Annotated in this window: 17 protein-coding genes; 9 read left to right on the top strand and 8 right to left on the bottom strand. The window is 62.3% G+C overall.

Annotated features, from left to right (window positions below; genetic code table 11):
* The first annotated feature begins 14 nt into the window (after window positions 1–14).
* From yjgA to AC1RBA_RS20960, 3 genes are all read left to right on the top strand, one after another.
* Complete coding sequence (gene yjgA / locus AC1RBA_RS20970) at window positions 15–614, top strand: ribosome biogenesis factor YjgA (protein WP_070224233.1); 600 nt, start codon at window positions 15–17, stop codon at window positions 612–614.
* 89 nt (window positions 615–703) lie between these two features.
* The gene (mog, locus tag AC1RBA_RS20965) at window positions 704–1333 is read left to right on the top strand and encodes a molybdopterin adenylyltransferase (protein WP_070224232.1); all 630 of its coding nucleotides are present in this window, start codon (window positions 704–706) and stop codon (window positions 1331–1333) included.
* Window positions 1330–1998, top strand: a complete 669-nt coding sequence (locus AC1RBA_RS20960) for an alpha/beta hydrolase (RefSeq protein WP_070224231.1) — start codon at window positions 1330–1332, stop codon at window positions 1996–1998. The genes mog and AC1RBA_RS20960 overlap by 4 nt, the downstream gene beginning before the upstream one ends.
* A 56-nt stretch (window positions 1999–2054) precedes the next feature.
* Here AC1RBA_RS20960 and AC1RBA_RS20955 read toward each other — a convergent pair whose 3' ends face one another.
* The 5 genes from AC1RBA_RS20955 to AC1RBA_RS20935 form a co-directional block, all read right to left on the bottom strand.
* On the bottom strand, window positions 2055–3602 hold the full coding sequence (locus AC1RBA_RS20955) for a S1C family serine protease (protein WP_492419742.1): 1548 nt from the start codon (window positions 3600–3602) through the stop codon (window positions 2055–2057).
* Between the two features lie 90 nt (window positions 3603–3692).
* Window positions 3693–4259: a carboxymuconolactone decarboxylase family protein gene (locus AC1RBA_RS20950; protein ID WP_492419741.1), complete on the bottom strand. Its 567-nt coding sequence runs from the start codon at window positions 4257–4259 to the stop codon at window positions 3693–3695.
* Window positions 4259–5107: a fumarylacetoacetate hydrolase family protein gene (locus tag AC1RBA_RS20945; protein ID WP_070291020.1), complete on the bottom strand. Its 849-nt coding sequence runs from the start codon at window positions 5105–5107 to the stop codon at window positions 4259–4261. The genes AC1RBA_RS20950 and AC1RBA_RS20945 overlap by 1 nt, the downstream gene beginning before the upstream one ends.
* Window positions 5052–6401, bottom strand: a complete 1350-nt coding sequence (locus AC1RBA_RS20940; RefSeq protein ID WP_492419740.1) for an MFS transporter — start codon at window positions 6399–6401, stop codon at window positions 5052–5054. Before AC1RBA_RS20940 ends, AC1RBA_RS20945 begins: the two co-directional genes overlap by 56 nt.
* 2 nt (window positions 6402–6403) lie before the next feature.
* On the bottom strand, window positions 6404–7768 hold the full coding sequence (locus AC1RBA_RS20935; RefSeq protein ID WP_492419739.1) for a KamA family radical SAM protein: 1365 nt from the start codon (window positions 7766–7768) through the stop codon (window positions 6404–6406).
* Window positions 7769–8049: 281 nt separating this feature from the next.
* Between AC1RBA_RS20935 and AC1RBA_RS20930 the strand changes: the two genes are divergently transcribed.
* Together AC1RBA_RS20930 and AC1RBA_RS20925 are read left to right on the top strand one after the other, a co-directional pair.
* A complete protein-coding gene (locus AC1RBA_RS20930; RefSeq protein WP_034780434.1) occupies window positions 8050–8508 on the top strand; it encodes a cache domain-containing protein in 459 nt (152 codons plus the stop codon).
* 64 nt (window positions 8509–8572) lie between these two features.
* Window positions 8573–10270 carry a methyl-accepting chemotaxis protein gene (locus AC1RBA_RS20925; RefSeq protein WP_070291018.1) on the top strand — a complete coding sequence of 566 codons (1698 nt, stop codon included), beginning with the start codon at window positions 8573–8575 and terminating at the stop codon, window positions 10268–10270.
* On the opposite strand, the gene AC1RBA_RS20920 is transcribed toward AC1RBA_RS20925, so the two are convergent.
* Complete coding sequence (locus AC1RBA_RS20920) at window positions 10267–10857, bottom strand: DNA-3-methyladenine glycosylase (RefSeq protein ID WP_492419738.1); 591 nt, start codon at window positions 10855–10857, stop codon at window positions 10267–10269. The genes AC1RBA_RS20925 and AC1RBA_RS20920 overlap by 4 nt on opposite strands.
* Before the next feature lie 275 nt (window positions 10858–11132).
* Between AC1RBA_RS20920 and AC1RBA_RS20915 the strand changes: the two genes are divergently transcribed.
* Together AC1RBA_RS20915 and AC1RBA_RS20910 are read left to right on the top strand one after the other, a co-directional pair.
* Window positions 11133–11999: an HDOD domain-containing protein gene (locus tag AC1RBA_RS20915; RefSeq protein ID WP_070224224.1), complete on the top strand. Its 867-nt coding sequence runs from the start codon at window positions 11133–11135 to the stop codon at window positions 11997–11999.
* A 106-nt stretch (window positions 12000–12105) separates the two neighbouring features.
* Window positions 12106–13314, top strand: coding sequence for a hypothetical protein (locus AC1RBA_RS20910; RefSeq protein ID WP_492419737.1), 1209 nt, complete (start codon window positions 12106–12108; stop codon window positions 13312–13314).
* A 15-nt stretch (window positions 13315–13329) separates the two neighbouring features.
* Here AC1RBA_RS20910 and AC1RBA_RS20905 read toward each other — a convergent pair whose 3' ends face one another.
* Both AC1RBA_RS20905 and AC1RBA_RS20900 read right to left on the bottom strand, forming a co-directional pair.
* Window positions 13330–13842 carry a DNA-deoxyinosine glycosylase gene (locus tag AC1RBA_RS20905; RefSeq protein WP_492419756.1) on the bottom strand — a complete coding sequence of 171 codons (513 nt, stop codon included), beginning with the start codon at window positions 13840–13842 and terminating at the stop codon, window positions 13330–13332.
* Between the two features lie 66 nt (window positions 13843–13908).
* The gene (locus AC1RBA_RS20900) at window positions 13909–14958 is read right to left on the bottom strand and encodes a hypothetical protein (RefSeq protein WP_492419736.1); all 1050 of its coding nucleotides are present in this window, start codon (window positions 14956–14958) and stop codon (window positions 13909–13911) included.
* On the opposite strand from AC1RBA_RS20900, the gene AC1RBA_RS20895 reads away from it, so the two are divergent.
* Entirely contained in the window at window positions 14948–15376 is a 429-nt protein-coding gene (locus AC1RBA_RS20895) for an Mpo1 family 2-hydroxy fatty acid dioxygenase (protein ID WP_099409131.1), read from the top strand. The genes AC1RBA_RS20900 and AC1RBA_RS20895 overlap by 11 nt on opposite strands.
* 153 nt (window positions 15377–15529) lie before the next feature.
* Complete coding sequence (locus tag AC1RBA_RS20890; RefSeq protein WP_034780449.1) at window positions 15530–15979, top strand: outer membrane lipoprotein; 450 nt, start codon at window positions 15530–15532, stop codon at window positions 15977–15979.
* The last annotated feature ends 174 nt before the right edge of the window (window positions 15980–16153 follow it).

Genomic DNA, 16153 nt, shown 5'->3' with positions numbered 1-16153 from the left:
AATCCCGCCTTATCATGCCAAATCCAAACCGGGGAGCTTGCGGCTTCCAATCCACCGAATTCGAACAGGAATATGAACGTCCGTCGAAATCGGAACTCAAGCGCCAGATGACCGTCCTGCAAAAGCTGGGCGAAGAACTCGTCAATGAGGCACGCGACCGCGTCAAGCGCGTCCCGATGCCGGAAGACGTGCGCGACGCCATTCTCGAATGCCAGCAAATCAAGGATCACGAAGGCCGCCGCCGTCAGCTGCAATACGTGGGCAAGAAAATGCGCACCCTGGATGAAGAAGAAGTTGCCGCCATCCAACGCACCATCGATAGCTGGAAAGGCTTGTCGAAAGCCGACACGGCCAATATGCACGCGATGGAACGCCGCCGCGACAAGCTGTTGACGGATGACAAGGCGCTGACCGTCTTGCTGTCGGAAAACCCGGAACTGGACGTGCAACACCTGCGCACCCTGATCCGCAATGCCCGCAAGGAGCAAGCCGAGAACAAGCCGCCGAAAGCCTACCGCGAAATCTTCCAGATCTTGAAAGAGATCGCCAAGAAGAACAACAGCGGCAAGAAAGATGCCGATGAAGATGGCGTTGAGCAAGAAGAAGACGAATAAGCAACTGGGGTCAGACCCGGCGGGTCTGACCCCGAAAGCAGCGAAAAACCGGGATCAGCCCGGTTTTTTTACGACATAGAGAGGTGCCCATGACCACGATAGAAGACGAATTGATTATCGGCCTCGTGTCGATCTCGGACCGCGCCAGCGGCGGCGTGTATGAAGACCTGGGCATCCCCGCCCTGGAAAGCTGGCTGTCCGCCGCCATCCGCACGCCGTTCCGCCTGGAAAAGCGCCTGATCCCGGACGAGCGCTCGCAAATTGAAAACACGCTGATCGACATGGTCGACCTGAACCACTGCCATCTGATCCTGACGACGGGCGGCACTGGCCCGGCGCGGCGCGACGTCACGCCGGACGCCACGCTCAGCGTGGGCACCAAGGAAATGCCCGGTTTCGGCGAACAGATGCGCCAGATCAGCCTGCAATTCGTGCCGACGGCCATCCTGTCGCGCCAGGTGGCCGTGATCCGCGAAACGCCCGAGCGCGCTTGCCTGATCATGAACTTGCCGGGCCAGCCGAAAGCCATCAAGGAAACCCTGGAAGGCTTGAAAGACGCCGACGGCGTGCAACTGGTGAACGGCATCTTTGCCGCCGTGCCGTATTGCATCGACCTCATCGGAGGTCCCTACATGGAAACCGACCCGGCCATCTGCAAGGCCTTCCGTCCCAAATCGGCGCTGCGTCCGGCGCAACCATTACCTGAGGAAAATACATGAGCACCTTGCTGGAAACCATAGAACTCGACAGCGCACCGAATCCCACCGTTTCCATCATCTGGATGCACGGCCTGGGCGCCGACGGCAACGATTTCGTGCCCCTGGTGAAAGAACTCGATTTGCGCGGCTGCCCCGCCATCCGCTTCATCTTCCCCAGCGCCGGCACCATGCCCGTCACCATCAACAACGGTTATGTGATGCGCGCCTGGTACGACATCCTCGTAAACGACCTCGTGCGCCGCGAAGACGAGGGCGGCTTGCGCGCCTCGCAGGCGCAGATCGAAGCGCTGATCGCGCGCGAAAAGGCGCGCGGCATTCCCGCCAGCCGCATCATCCTGGCCGGCTTCTCGCAAGGCTGCGCCATGACCTTGCAAACGGGCTTGCGCCACGCGGAACCGCTGGCCGGCCTGATGTGCCTGTCCGGCTACCTGCCCCTGGCCGACAAGACGGCTCTTGAGCGCACGCCGGCCAGCCTGGAAACACCGATCTTCATGGCGCATGGCACGGCCGACCCCGTGGTGCCGATCGGCCGCGCGCAGCAGTCGCGCGACTTGCTCACCGGTATGGGTTACAAAGTGGAATGGCATGAATACATGATGCAGCACTCGCTGTGTCAGGAAGAGATCGACGCCATCGGCGCCTGGCTGAAAAAAGTGCTGGCATAAAATAAAACAGGCGCGGTGTGCGCCGCGCCTGTTGTCAAACGAAGCGCCGGGAACGATCAGTTCGCCGGCGTTTTTTCGTTCCAGATTTTCAGCATGTCGGCCGACGCTTCCGAGCGGATACCGTTGTCCGTCAGCACCGATTCCGTCGCGGCCAGCATCTCCTTGCGGGGCACGACGACCATTTCCGCATCGCGCTGCTGAAAGCGGAACGTCAGCAATTCATCGGTCTGGTCACGCAGCAAGGCCACCAGGTGCGCCAGGCTGCGCACGCGCACGCCATTGACGGAATCGACGACCGAGAAGAAACGGGTGCTGTAGCCATTCATCAGCTTGTGCGGGAAGAACGGCGCGGCGATCACCACCAGCTCTTCGCGCTCGGCATCGGGCGCATCGCCGCGCCGCGTGGCCAGCGGATTGCCGGCGAACGCCATGCCGCCCAAGATCGCCGGGTTGCCATTGGGCGCGGCCATGAACTCCGTCGTGGCGCGCGAAAACACCATGGGGCCGAAGATGAAATAGGAAGGATAACTGCCCTGCAGGCCGCTGATGAGCATCGGGTGCGCCGCCGAGACGGGCACCTTGATTTTCAGGGGCGCGCCCTGGCGCACCACCGTCAACGGCAATTCGCCGTCTTTCGCCAGCTGCTGCACCCGGTACTGGAAGCGCACGCGGCTGTTGGCATTCAGCTTGACCATGCCCTGGTTGTCAACCGGAAAATCGCCGATATGCGTGATCACATCCCACTCCTTGAGCGGATAGCCGGCATCCTTGCTGGCCGGCGTCATCACGACGGCGCCCTCGACACCCTTGGCCAGTTTCAAATACGTGCGCAACGCGGGGTTTTCCAGCGTTTGCGTCACGTCGCGCATGGCCGGCTTGCCCTTGGGCGCGCCGCCTTCCTGGTCGCGCAGGAACAGCTCGATTTCCTCGTTGGGGATGATGTAGCCGATGTTTTGCGCATTGAGCATGCCCGCAAAGGCCAGGCCGATCATCTTGTCACCGGCAATCACGGGGCCGCCGCTATTGCCCGGGTTGATAGCCGCATCGATCTGGATGCGCAGGCCGGAGACGGGAAAGTTGTAGCGCACGAATTCGATGCGCGACACGATACCCTTGGTGATCGACAGCGAGGTGCCGCCCGTCGGATAGCCATACGCCAGCACGGCATCGCGCACGTCGGGCAAGACATTGGCGCGCGGCACCGCCTTGTGGCTGGCGAAAAAACTGTCGTCGTCGATCTTCAGCAAGGCCAGGTCCATGCCGCGCGAAATGGCCAGCACGGTGGCCGGTATCTTGTCGCCCGCGCCATTGGCCTGGATCTGCACCTGGCTGGCATAGCCGACCACGTGCGCATTGGTGAGGATGCGGCGGCCTTCGATGACGACGCCGGAGCCCGTCACCTCCTGCGGCGCGGCCTTGCTCCACGGTTTATACGGGTCCGGCCCGCGCAGGGTAGAAAACACCTTGACGACGGAATTTTCCAGCGCAGAAGCGCTGGCGGTGGTCTCGGCGGCAAGCGCCCGCAGCGTCATCAAGGGGGAAAAAGAAAGGGCCAGCGCCAGGAAGGCGCGGCCCATCAGAGTGATGCACGGACGAGTTTTCATTGAGCTAATTGGCAATGGAAGGGAAGCAAAATTATATATTGAATAATTTCAACTTCATTACACTTTGTCCATCTTTGCCGAAGAACTATTCTAATCGGGCAAAGGCGTGACGCCCAAGGCCGGCACGGCCGTCTGCGCGCCATTCATCACCATGGCCAGGAAGGTGTAATAGCCATTGATGCCCATCAAGTCGACCACGCCGTGCTCGCCGAACAGCGCCAGCGCGCGCGCATACGTGACGTCGCTGACGCGCTTGTTTTGCTGCAGCTCGATGCAGAAGTCGTGCACGGCTTGCTCGTCTTCCTTCAGGGCAAGCGGCGCGCGCCGCGCGGCGATGGCGTCCACGGCCGCTTGCGCGATACCGTTCTGCACGGCCAGCGGCGCGTGGATGGCCCACTCGACTTGCTGGTCCCACTGGCGCGCCGTCACCAGGATCGCCAGCTCCGACAGCCGCGTGCCGATGGCGCTGCGGTAGCGCAAGTATTCCCCCATGCGCTGCGCCGTTTCCATCAGCTCGGGGCTGCGGATCAGCGGCACGAAGGGGCCGTACAGGGCCCCGCGCGGACCATCGATGATGGCTTGCGCGGCGGCGCGCTGCTGCTGGTCCAGCTGCGCCAAAGGCAGCGCGGGCAAACGGTCGATATCGCTACCGGCCATCAGGCCGTCCAGGCGACCACGTCCTGCTGCTGTTCACCCAGGCCGGCGATGCCCAGGCGCAGGCTGTCGCCTTTTTTGAGGAAGCGCTGCGGCTTGCGGCCCTGGCCCACGCCCGGCGGCGTGCCCGTGGCGATCACGTCGCCCGGTTCCAGGGTCATGAATTGCGACAGGTAGCTGACGATCTGCGCCACCGTGAAGATCATGGTTTGCGTATTGCCAGTCTGCATGCGCTTGCCGTTGACTTCCAGGTACAGGTCCAGGTCCTGCTCGTCGATGACTTCATCGCGCGTCACCAGCCACGGGCCGACAGGGCCGAAGGTGTCGCAGCCCTTGCCTTTATCCCACTGGCCGCCCCGTTCCAGCTGGAACGAGCGCTCGGAAATATCGTTGACGACGCAATAGCCGGCCACGTATTTCAGCGCGTCCTCTTCGCTCACGTACTGCGCGCGCGTGCCGATGATCACGCCCAGCTCCACTTCCCAGTCCGTCTTTTTCGAGCCTTTCGGCAGCACGACATTGTCGTCCGGACCGTTCAGGCAAGTGATCGCCTTCATGAACACGATGGGTTCGGCCGGGATCGGCATGCCCGATTCGGCCGCGTGGTCCGCGTAATTGAGGCCGATGCCGATGAACTTGCCGACCTTGGCCAGCGGCACGCCGAAGCGCGGGTTGCCGCGCACCAGGGGCAAGGTCTTTTCGTCGAGCTTGGCCAGCTTGCGCAAGGCCTTGTCGGACAGTTGTGCGCCGTCAATATCGGCAATCACGCCGGACAGGTCGCGCAGTTTGCCTTCTTCATCGATCAGGCCCGGTTTTTCCTTGCCTGGACGTCCATAACGAACGAGTTTCATAGTCTTCCTTGGAGTTGATCATTGCCGCTGTGCAGGCTGACATTTTACCGGATGGCCCGGCACGCCTGTAGCGGTTGATGAAAAACATCGCAAGTCCCGGCAGTTGCAAGGCCGCCAGCACGCCAAACGCCGCCTGGTACGCCTGCGGCGGGTACTGCTGCAAGCCGTTCAGGGGCCAGCAGCCGAGGATCAGGCCAAAACCCGCCTGCACCAGGAAGGCGCCCGTAAAAATGAGCAAATTCAGACAGGTGGCCGCCCTGCCCGTCAGGCTGGTCGGCATGCTTTGCGCGACGATCGCATACTCGAGGCCCGTCACCGTGCCCAGCAAGGTAAACAGCACAGACAGCAACGGCAGGCTGGGCACCACATTACACGCCATCGCCGCTTGCACGGCGACAAACAGGATGATGCCCACGGCCGCCACTTGCATGGGCGCAATGCCACGCCGCCCGGCCCATTCCGTCAGCATGCCCATGCCGATGGCGCCGAAGATGACGGCCGCCATGCCCAGGTACAGCAAATACGCCACGTTGTCATCGGACAAGCCGCCCACGTCGGCCAGCCAGCGCCCCACCCACAAGCCCTGCACGCCAAAGAACACCGTGTGCGGCAACAGGATCAGCGCGATGGTGCGGCGAAAGCCGGGATCGCGGTACACGCTCCAGACGCTGACCTTGCTCACCTTGTGCATGCCTGCGGCAGGCGCGGGCATGGCCGGCGACAGCAGGCGGATCAGCAAGCCGACGGCCAGCGCCGCCAGCGCCAGCCCCAGGAACACGCCGCGCCAGTCCGTGTAATGCAGGGCCAGCTTGACGGGCATGGTGGCCGTGGCCGCGCCCAGGCCACCCACGGCGATCAGATAGCCGTGCACGGAAGGCAGGCGCGACGGCGCGATGGCGCACGAGATCGCTTTCACGGCAGCCATGAAACAGCCGCCCAGCCCCGCCCCCATCAGGGCGCGCGCCCACATCAGCTCGGCAAAGCTGTGGCCCCGGCTGAACAGCCACACGCCCAGGGCCGCCAGCGCCAGCAGCCACAGTTGCACGGTGCGAGGGCCGTAGCGGTCCAGCGCCATGCCGACCGGTAATTGCACCAGCGCAAAGGCGAGAAAAAAGGCGCTGGTCAGCAGGCCCAGCTGGGCTGGCGTCAGGGCGATGGCGCCCAGCAATTCCGCCGTCAGCACGGCATTCACGCCGCGCAGCAGACACGACAGGTAATGCCCGAGCGCGAATGGCAGGAACACCAGGCAAAACACGGCCACGCCGGAACGGGCGGGCGCACCGGCCGCGTGCATGCTCAGGCAGCCTGCGCCAGGCGGATGATTTTATGCGGCAGCTGCGGCACAGGTTCATCCGTCTCGAAGAAGAATTTATCGTGGCCGAACGCGGGTTTCAAATCGTCCATCCACGTCGCTTCCGCATCGAATTTCGCAAAGAACGGCCGGCGCACCCAGTCCGGGTTGCGTGCCTGCAAGAATTGCAGGGCAAACAGTTTTTCGCCATTGATGATGACGATGCCGTCGATGACGATCTTGCCGGGAAAGGCGCTCATGGACGGTCCCCGCACCGTGCGCGACAGGCCCGACACCATCTGGTAGGCGGCCTGGAAAATTTCGTGCGCCTTCGCCAGCGGCAACTCGAAATAACCGCGCGGGCCCGTGTCCCGCTCCACAAACATGTAATACGGAATCGCCCCCAGGCGCGTGCCCGTCTGCCATAGCTCGGCCCAGCTTGCCGGGTCTTCGTTGATGTGGCGGATCAGCGGCCCCTGCATGCGCAAGGTGGCGCCCGTGGAAACGATGCGTTTCACGGCTTGCTGCGCGATGTCCTGGCGCAACTCGACGGCATGGCTGTAATGGCCCATCACGGCCAGGTTCTTGCCCGCCTTGACGATGCGCTCGAACAGGCGCATCAAGTCATCCGCATCGCGGTCCGAGACAAAGCGCTGCGGCCAGTACGCCACCGCCTTGGTGCCGATGCGGATGTTCTGGATGTGTTCCAGGCCCGGCGCCAGCAGCGGCTCCAGGTAGGCCGCCAGTTGCCGCGTGTTCATGATCATCGGATCGCCGCCCGTGATCAGCACGTCCGTCACTTCCGGATGCAGTTTCAGGTAGGCGGCCAGCTCGTTCGATTCGCGCGCATCGAACTTCATGTCGTCCATGCCGACGAACTGGGGCCAGCGAAAACAGAAAGTGCAATACGCGTGGCAGGTCTGGCCCGCGCTGGGAAAAAACAGCACCGTCTGCGCATATTTATGCTGCAGGCCGCGCACGGGCGCATCGTTGACCCTCGGCACGTTATGCGTCATCTGCCCGGCAGGATGGGGATTCATTCCCAGGCGCAAGCCATGCACATAGGCGTCGATGGCCGCCTTGTCCCGCTGCACCAGCACCAGGTCGCGCAGGTGCGCGTACTGCTCCGGCGGCAGCATGTCGCGGTGGGGAAAGACGAGGCGGTAGATGGGATCGTCAGGGATGTTGTTCCAGTCGATCAATTGATCAAGCACATATTCATTGGTGCGAAACGGCAAGACGTGCGAGACCACCTGCACGGCTTCGCGCTGCTCTTCCGGCAGCCATTCCCACTGCCGCGCCTGTTGAATGGTTTGCCGCGTATACGGCTTGAACTTGGGTGCAGACGGCTCGGTAATGAGTGCGGACACGATCAGCTCCTTGCCTGTAAATGGCGACAACTTTCATGAAATCGGCCGTATATCGGCCAATTCCAGCTTTTTCCTCTCCATGCCAGTCCAGCGCGGCATGCTGTGAAAGTCATCATAGTTCTTGCCCCTAGGAACCAAATTGCTACATATCAACAAGCGGTCGATACGTTGCATGCTGCCTACAAGCAACACCTAAGTTTGTTCCACCGCAATTTGATGGGACTGTCGGCGACGTAAATTACGGCTTGGCAACACATCCCTCGATATCACAAGGAGCTTTCATGAAACGCTTATTCACGGGTAGCCTGCTGTGCCTGGCATTTGCCGGCGGCAGCGTCAGTGCCGCGGTCGAACCAACGGAAAAAGACGCCATCGCCATGGCCGAACGGGGCGCCGCCTTCATGAAGGCGCATGGCAAGGAAGAAATGATGAAGAAAATCACGGCGAAAGACCCGGACTTCGTGCAGGGCTCGCTGTACGTGGACATGCGCGACATCAAGACGGGCATCGTGCTGGCCCACCCGATCAATCCTTCCATCGTCGGCAAGGATTTGACGGATGTGCCCGATGCGAATGGCAAGAAATATCGGCGTGAAATCATCGAGCTGGCGCAAAAGCAGGGCAAGGGCTGGGTCGACTACCAATACAAGAATCCCACCAGCGGCAAGATCGAGCCGAAAACCACCTACATCCTGCGCGTCAACGATGTAGTGCTGGAAGCGGGCATCTACAAAAAATAAGGCAGGGGCGGCGTGCACGCCGCGCGCCGCCTGCGGTTTGATCAGCCATAGCCAGGAGTCAAGCATGCTCAATCAATTACGCATCGGACCAAAATTATTGCTGGCGCCCACCCTGGTCTTGCTGTTGCTGATACTCAGCTCGAGCGGTGCCTGGTATGGCATGGTGCGGCAAAATGCCTCGCTGGAAAACATGGTGCGGGTACGCATTACGCATTTGAAGGCGGCCGCGGACGTACTAGGCGAGGCCAAGCACGTACATGGCAATATGTACCAGCTGCTGTCATGGACGAATGGCAGCTTCGCCAAGGCCCGCCTCGATGCGCTGGAGCAACAGATCAAGGCGCGCCACGCGGCCATCGGCGCCCAGCTGGGCACGCTGCGTTCCACGGCCACGGGTGCCGAGCGCACCCTGGTCGATGCGGCCATCACGGCCCTGGCCGGTTATCGCAAGGCCGTACTGGAAACCATGGAAATGGCGCAGATGGACCAGTCGATCGCCACCAACTCCATGCTCAAGGCGGAAACCCAATTCGTCCAGTTCAATACGCAGCTGGCGCAACTGTCTGCCCTGGAAACAACGCTCAGCAGCCAAGCCCACGCGACGGCCAGCGCCGAGTTCCGCAGCCTGGGCTGGAGCCTGCTGCTGACGGTCCTGCTGTCCATCCTCGTCTCCATCGTGGTGACCATGCTGGTGCGCCGCGCCATGCTGGTGGAAATCCGCGGCATTGCCGACGCCGTGCAAGACCTGGCGGCGGGCAAGCTGATGGCCAGCGCCCCCAAGCCGGGCAATGACGAAATCGCCGCCACGTCGCGCGTGCTGGACCAGACCATCGCCCACCTGAACCAGACCTTGCGCACCATCACGGGCGCCGTGCAATCGATCGACACGGCCTCGCGCGAAATTGCCACCGGCAATCTGGACCTGTCGGCGCGCACGGAAATGCAAGCCAGTTCGCTGGAAGAAACATCGAGCGCCATGGAAACCTTGACGGCAGCCGTCAACAACAATGCGGATAATGCCCAGCTGGCCTGCGAGCTGGCGGGACAAGCGTCGACCCTGGCCGTGCAAGGGGGAGCATCGATGCAGCAAGCGGTGGCGACAATGGCGACGATACGCGCCAATTCGCGCCAGATCGTGGAGATTATCGGCGTGATCGACGGCATTTCCTTCCAGACCAATATCCTCGCGCTGAACGCGGCGGTGGAGGCGGCGCGCGCGGGCGAACAAGGCCGGGGCTTTGCCGTGGTGGCGTCGGAAGTGCGCACCCTGGCGCAGCGCTCGGCGCAGGCGGCCAAGGAAATCAAGACCCTGATCGCCACCTCCGTCACCACCATCGACGGCGGCAGCGTGGCCGTGCAGCAGGCGGGCGACAGCATGGGCGCCATCGTGGCCTCGGTGCAGCAAGTCAACGAGATCATCCAGCGCGTGAAAGAGGCCAGCGCCGAGCAGGCGTCGGGCATCACGGAAGTAAACCAGGCCGTCGCGCAAATGGATGACGTCACGCAGCAAAACGCGGCCCTGGTGGAGCAGGCGGCAGCGGCGGCGGCCAGTTTGCAGGACCAGGCCGTCAAACTGTCGGCGGCGGTCAGCGTCTTTACCCTGGATCCAGCCGCGCCGGCCACGCCCGCCGGCGCGGACGACGACGCCTTTCAAGACCCCGCCATGACGCCACCCCAGGACCGGCGCGCGCTGCACAGTCCGCTGCGCGGCAAGCCCGGCATGCGTAACGCCAAGGATGCGCCCCAACGCCGGCGTGGCTAGCGAGGTAACTCGATGACAGGCGCGCGCATCGGCTTGCTCAGGTAGGGCGAGCCTGCCAGCACGAAACGCCAAGGCGTCTCCATCGCCCTGGAAATGCCGATGCGCGGCCCCGCCCGTACCGCAACCTCATCCTCGCGGGCCAGCAGCATGAACGGCGGCGCATCGAGCGCCAGCCGGTTCTGCAGATGGCTCACACCGAGCGCCTGGCACACCTTGCCCGGCCCAGAACACAGCTGCCGGGCATCCTCGACGCCGCGCCGTTCGCGCATGGTATCGAGTCCCACGAGCGGTTCGATGGCGCGGATCAACACGCCCGCGCCATGGCCCGCTTCGCGGCACACAAAGTTCAGGCACCAGTGAATGCCGTACGAACGGTAGACATAGGCGTGCGCGGGCGGGCCGAACATGGCCGCATTGCGCGGCGTCATGCCGCCATACGTGTGCGAGGCGGGGTCCAGCCGGTCATACGCTTCCGTTTCCACGATGCGCCCGCCCACGCCGTCCACCAGCACGGTCACGCCGATCAACTGGCGCGCCACGCTGCTGGAATCGTCCGCAAAATCGATACCCGCGAGGATTTTTTTCATCCGGCAATTGTACTGCCGCACTGTCCGCAGCACGCCTGGCCCCACCTTGAAAACAAATAAAACTTGATTTTTCCATCATGAGTATCGGGATAGGGAGCGTCGTAAAATGTGGAAAATAGGGGATGGAGCAAGCCAAAACGGGGATTTTTTCCAGAATAATTTGCAGAGACGAACTATTGCCATGCATAAACAGCGATAATCGTCGGGCACTGCACCAGACGCCCACGAGGCTGGCAGCGGCAGTGCGCAACAGAATAACCACAGGCAAGGCAATGATGATGAGAGCGGCAGCGCAAAAGCAGGTAGTGCAGGAAGATCCGGTTGACGCCCTGATGCGTTCCATCCGTATCCCGCCGCGTCCCAGCCTGCTGGTCGACTTGCAGCGTGAACTGGCCGAACAAGACCCGTCGCCGCGCCGCATCGCGCGCATCATCGCCGACGATGTCGGCATGTCCGGCGCCCTGCTGAAACTGGCGAATTCGCCGTTCTATGGCGCCGCGCGCAAGGCCAAATCCGTCGAGCAAGGCATCAACTTTCTCGGCATTAACCAGTGCAGCGCCATGATGACGGGCTTGCTGGCGCGCCAGGCGCTGGAAGCGGAAGGCGTGGAACTGACCCACTTCTGGGATGTGTCGGCCAAGCGTGCGCGCGCCCTGGTATTTACCTCGCGCAAGCTGCGCATCGCCCCGCCCGACATCGCCCACACCTTCGGCCTGTTCTGCGACATCGGCGTGCCCCTGCTGATGAACCGCTTCCCCGACTACGTCAACACGTACGCGGCGGCGGCCAACGATGCGCACAATTGTTTTACGGCCCTGGAAGACGCGCGCCACCAGACCAACCACGCAGCCATCGGCTGCTTGCTGGCACGCAACTGGGGCCTGTCCTCCGACGTTTCCTGGGCGATTTTGCACCACCACGACTACACGGTGCTGGCCGACCCGTCCACGGACGATGCCATCCGCTCGCTCGTCGCCCTGTCGCTGCTGGCCGAAAAGGGCATTCAGCGCTACCATGGCAACAGTACCTCGCTCGAGTGGGACAAGGGCGGTGAGCTTGCATGCCAGCATCTTGGCCTGTCGCAGGAAGAAGCCGCCGACCTGCTCGACGAGCTGCACGAGATGTTCGATACCGACCATTGAAGTATCAGGCGGCCGCGTCCGCCTGTATGATCTGTCCCGGCGCCAGGCAAAGCCTTGGCGCCCGTTTCCGTTTGCCTGACCCGTATTCCTTAACCTGTTGATCGCCATGCCCCAAAATAAGCGCCCTGTCCCCCGTAAATCCGCCAACACGCCTGAAGACAAGGACGAATCCGTCACGCGCATGCTGTGCACGATGGCCCTGAACCTGGCCGAGCAGGAAGACAGCGAATCGCAGGGCACGGTGCTGGCCGAGCAAGCCGTCGAATTCGGCCGCCTGATCCGCAAGGCCTTGAATCAAAAGAAGGATGAAATCCTGTACGACGCCATCGAGCGTTCCAAGTACGAAGACGTGGGCGCCTACCAGTATTTGCGCAGCCATATCGAGGAAGCGGCGTCCATTTCCGTGATCCGCCGCGAAAACGCCCCGGCCATGGAAATCAACGCCTTCGTCGTGCCCTTGCTGGTGCAAAGCACGGGCGGCCTGAAAGAAGCGGACAGTTTCCAGGACCAGGACGCGTTCGAAGCGCTGGTGAAAAGTTTCCAGCAAGCAGAACTGGAAAGCGCCAAGGCCAAGGTGGTATTGATGAGCCATGCCTATGACCTCGATGAAATCGACCGCATTACCTATAGCCATCTGCATGAGATGGTGCGCGAGGCCTATTCGTCGATGACAGACAAGAAAATCGTCGCCACGCCGGGCCTGGAAAGCAGCATCGTCGGCTGGAGCGAGACGGCTTTCGGCCCGCAGGACACGGCCGTCGAACTGCGCTTCCTGCTGGGCTTTGCCCTGAAGCGCGTAGACGACCCGTTCTATACGGAACCGAAGGACGAAGCGGCGCTCGACGCCTGGTTTGATGCGCGCATGGCCCGCTACCAGCAGTGGACGACGGAAGTGGGCGACCTGGTGAAACGCTGCCTGGCGCCGGCCGGCAGCGCGCTGGAAGTGAGCTTCCTCTACCAGGACTTGTTCCACGGCGGCAAGGAACAAGGCATGAGCGAATATGCGATGCTGCAGATGATGTCCGGCATCAACCATGCACTGGCGGAAAACAAGGTGGACGCGGGTGACGTCTCGGTGGTCGTCGGCCCGGCCGATGAACACGGTGAAATGCTGCTGCGCGTCAACGTCAGCACGGCGGGCGGCGCACTGCTGCACAGCGCCGACAAGCCGCTGGACCTGGCCGCCGACCTGCAGGACGAAGTCGACGACATCTGCGACGCGCTGGCCACCATCGGCGTCACCAACTTGTCCGTGGCGCTGAGATTCGATGCCAAGGGGCAACCACTGGAAGCGCAGCCGTACGCGCCTGCGTAAAGGCCGGCAACACGATTAACGCGCGGCCGGCTCCGGTTGGCCACGCAGCGACAGCCACGCCTGCAATTTCTGCGCATACGCGAGCGTGTACGCCGGACTGCTCGACGGCAAGCTGACGATGCGGTAACGCTGCGCGTGCTCACCCAGTACCTTGACGCCCAGCTTGGCGGCCGTGCCGCCGTTGAAGGCGATCGTGTGCAGCCGCGGCAAGCTGGCGGCCAGGGCCACCAGGTCGTTATCGTCGCGGGCGCGGATATTGCTGTCCAGGCTGCCCGTGCGCTGCGCCTGCGCCACCACGTCCCACAATCCCACGCCGTGCGCCAGCAAGCTTGCCAGACGCTCTTCATAGGGCAGGCTGCTCAAATCCACGCCCAGCACTTCGCCCAGCAGCATCCAGAACTTGTTTTGCGGGTGCGCATAGTACTGGCTATGCGCCAGCGATTTTTCGCCGGGCAGGCTGCCCAATATCAATAAGCGCGTGCCGGCGTCGACGACGGGGGCGAAACAGCGCTTGCGCGGGTCCGGCATGGCCGGTTCAACAGACAATAAGCGGGTCAAAAGCGGCATCCTGCAGGATTGGGGACAGCGTCTATTTTACTGAGGCCATTGCACGGGCACAGACATGATGCCCTTGTCATCCCACACCAGTACCTGTGCCGTATGAAATCTGCCTTGCGGTGTGACGGCATTGCCGACGCCGTTGACATGGTATTGGTAGCCCGATCCATAGCGTTGCGCCACGATCGCACGCGCCTGCGTAGCCGTATCTCCATGCGAGGCATGCAGCTGGAAAGCCACGCCAGCCATGCCGAGGATCAGGCCGCAGATGGCAGGGATGCGCAGATCGCGTCGCTTGTAGCCCCTGGCATCGCAGGCGGCCATGACGGCAGGCATACCCAGCTGACGATACAGGTAATGAATGACCCACAATGACAGCACGGCTTCCAGCACCGACCAGATACGATAGCCGGGTGCGAGCTTGAATTGCATCACCGTCAGGGACATCGGCTGCAGAAACAGGAAATCGATCGCCAGCACGGCAGGCACGATCCAGAATACCGCCAGCCAGCGCAGCCATACTGCCGCGCGCAGCTTGCCGCGCACCAGGCAGGCACCAAAGATCAACAAACCGAGATTGCCAAACACATAGGTCCGGCTACCTGTCTGCAAGGTTTCCAGCAAGCCCGCAACTCGCAACACCACCCATGCGAACAGCAACACATAGCCCGCAGACCGCAGAAAGGGGCCAGCTGCTTCCTTGAGCGCGGCAGTGGCCGGATCGAGCGGCTTGTCCTGCGGCCGCGCTGCCCACTGGCGCTGTTCTGCCGCATGGTCATCCTGCTGGCGCTGGGCAATTTCCGCTTCGATGCGCTGGCGCCGTGCCGCATCGGCTCCGTCGGCGCCGGATAGGGCTTGTTGCAGGGACGCCATCGAATAGCGCTGGTAATCAGGGTGGCTGGCTTGCAATGTCACGGATACCTTTATTCCATCTGTACAGTGAGTGAAAACATTTCCAATTGGAAATAATAGCCCAGAATTTCCAATACAACAATTCTGCGGGCGGTTCGCTGCGGGCGGTTGCCTGAGTTCCGGTGTAGAATTTCCAGCCAGAACACCACACAAGAGACCGCCTATGCGCACCATCGACACCCTGCTGGCCCAGTATGGCGAAAGCCACCGCAACCATGTCAATGAATGGGTGCACATCGTGTGCGTGCCGCTGATCGTTTTCAGCTTGCTGGGGCTGCTGTGGAGCGTGCATCCCAGCGTGGCGCTGCTCGGCAGTATCCTGGCCTTATACTATTACTACAAGCTGTCGCGCCCGTTTGCGGCGGGCATGCTGGCGATGCTGGCCGCCATGCTGGGCCTGCTGCAGCTCATGCCGCCGCTGACCATCCTGCCCGCGTCGCTGGCGCTGTTCGTGCTGGCCTGGATAGGCCAGTTCATCGGCCACCAGATCGAAGGCAAGAAGCCGTCGTTTCTCGACGACTTGCGCTTTTTGCTGGTGGGTCCGCTCTTCGTGCTGGGATTTTTGTACCGGCGCCTGCGGCTGGCGTATTGAGCGGCAGGCGGTCACGTGGCCACTCGGTCACGCGGGCCCAGTAACAGATTTTTACTATTCGCAACTAGTTATCTTAGGCAAGTGTCCTTATGATAAGTCATCATCTGCCGGTCGACGCAATCGGCAACCAACTTTTGTCCAAGGGAGTCCTACATGAAAGCACCAATTATTGCAGTGGCATTGCTCGCCACCCTGGCCGGCTGCGCCGTACAACCGAACTCGGCAAATGTCTACAACGCGCGCCAGGCGCAGAATGAACAATCGGTTCGCATGGGCACGGTTGAATCCGTGCGCCAGGTAACCATCGACAAGGGCGAAACGGGCACGGGCGTGCTGGCTGGCGCGGCGCTGGGCGGCGTGGCCGGCTCGACAGTCGGGGGCGGCAAGGGCGCCATTGCGGCCAGCATCCTCGGCGCCGTCGCCGGCGGCATGGCCGGCAAGAGCATCGAAGCGAACGCGTCCAACAAACCCGGCCTGGAAATCACCGTGCGCCTGGACAATGGCGACATGCGCGCCATCGTGCAAGACGCCGACGAGCTGTTCCGCCCCGGCGAGCGCGTGCGCCTGCTGTCGGACGGCCGCAAGACCCGCGTCACCCACTGATCTGCTTGCCGGCGCATGCGCTCAGCCGAATGCGCCGGCAGCGAGCAAGGCAGAAGGGTGCAGCCAGATGGCAATCACAGCAGTCACGACGACATACACAAGCACGCTCCATACTTTGATGTGCAGTGAGGCTGGCATGGCGGTCCCCTTCAAAGATGCAATCCGGAAAATATT

This window comes from Janthinobacterium sp. GW823-FHT03B06, assembly GCF_058796955.1.
The sequence above is the reverse complement of the archived record's forward strand: the minus strand, read 5'-3'. Positions and strand labels throughout refer to the sequence as shown.

Bases quoted from the DNA above. Each gene is read 5' to 3' on its own strand.
- yjgA (WP_070224233.1), top strand. From the start codon at position 15: ATGCCAAATCCAAACCGGGGAGCTTGCGGCTTCCAATCCACCGAATTC.
- mog (WP_070224232.1), top strand. From the start codon at position 704: ATGACCACGATAGAAGACGAATTGATTATCGGCCTCGTGTCGATCTCG.
- AC1RBA_RS20960 (WP_070224231.1), top strand. From the start codon at position 1,330: ATGAGCACCTTGCTGGAAACCATAGAACTCGACAGCGCACCGAATCCC.
- AC1RBA_RS20955 (WP_492419742.1), bottom strand. From the start codon at position 3,602: ATGAAAACTCGTCCGTGCATCACTCTGATGGGCCGCGCCTTCCTGGCG.
- AC1RBA_RS20950 (WP_492419741.1), bottom strand. From the start codon at position 4,259: ATGGCCGGTAGCGATATCGACCGTTTGCCCGCGCTGCCTTTGGCGCAG.
- AC1RBA_RS20945 (WP_070291020.1), bottom strand. From the start codon at position 5,107: ATGAAACTCGTTCGTTATGGACGTCCAGGCAAGGAAAAACCGGGCCTG.
- AC1RBA_RS20940 (WP_492419740.1), bottom strand. From the start codon at position 6,401: ATGCACGCGGCCGGTGCGCCCGCCCGTTCCGGCGTGGCCGTGTTTTGC.
- AC1RBA_RS20930 (WP_034780434.1), top strand. From the start codon at position 8,050: ATGAAACGCTTATTCACGGGTAGCCTGCTGTGCCTGGCATTTGCCGGC.
- AC1RBA_RS20925 (WP_070291018.1), top strand. From the start codon at position 8,573: ATGCTCAATCAATTACGCATCGGACCAAAATTATTGCTGGCGCCCACC.
- AC1RBA_RS20920 (WP_492419738.1), bottom strand. From the start codon at position 10,857: ATGAAAAAAATCCTCGCGGGTATCGATTTTGCGGACGATTCCAGCAGC.
- AC1RBA_RS20915 (WP_070224224.1), top strand. From the start codon at position 11,133: ATGATGAGAGCGGCAGCGCAAAAGCAGGTAGTGCAGGAAGATCCGGTT.
- AC1RBA_RS20910 (WP_492419737.1), top strand. From the start codon at position 12,106: ATGCCCCAAAATAAGCGCCCTGTCCCCCGTAAATCCGCCAACACGCCT.
- AC1RBA_RS20905 (WP_492419756.1), bottom strand. From the start codon at position 13,842: ATGCCGGACCCGCGCAAGCGCTGTTTCGCCCCCGTCGTCGACGCCGGC.
- AC1RBA_RS20895 (WP_099409131.1), top strand. From the start codon at position 14,948: ATGCGCACCATCGACACCCTGCTGGCCCAGTATGGCGAAAGCCACCGC.
- AC1RBA_RS20900 (WP_492419736.1), bottom strand. From the start codon at position 14,958: ATGGTGCGCATAGGCGGTCTCTTGTGTGGTGTTCTGGCTGGAAATTCT.
- AC1RBA_RS20890 (WP_034780449.1), top strand. From the start codon at position 15,530: ATGAAAGCACCAATTATTGCAGTGGCATTGCTCGCCACCCTGGCCGGC.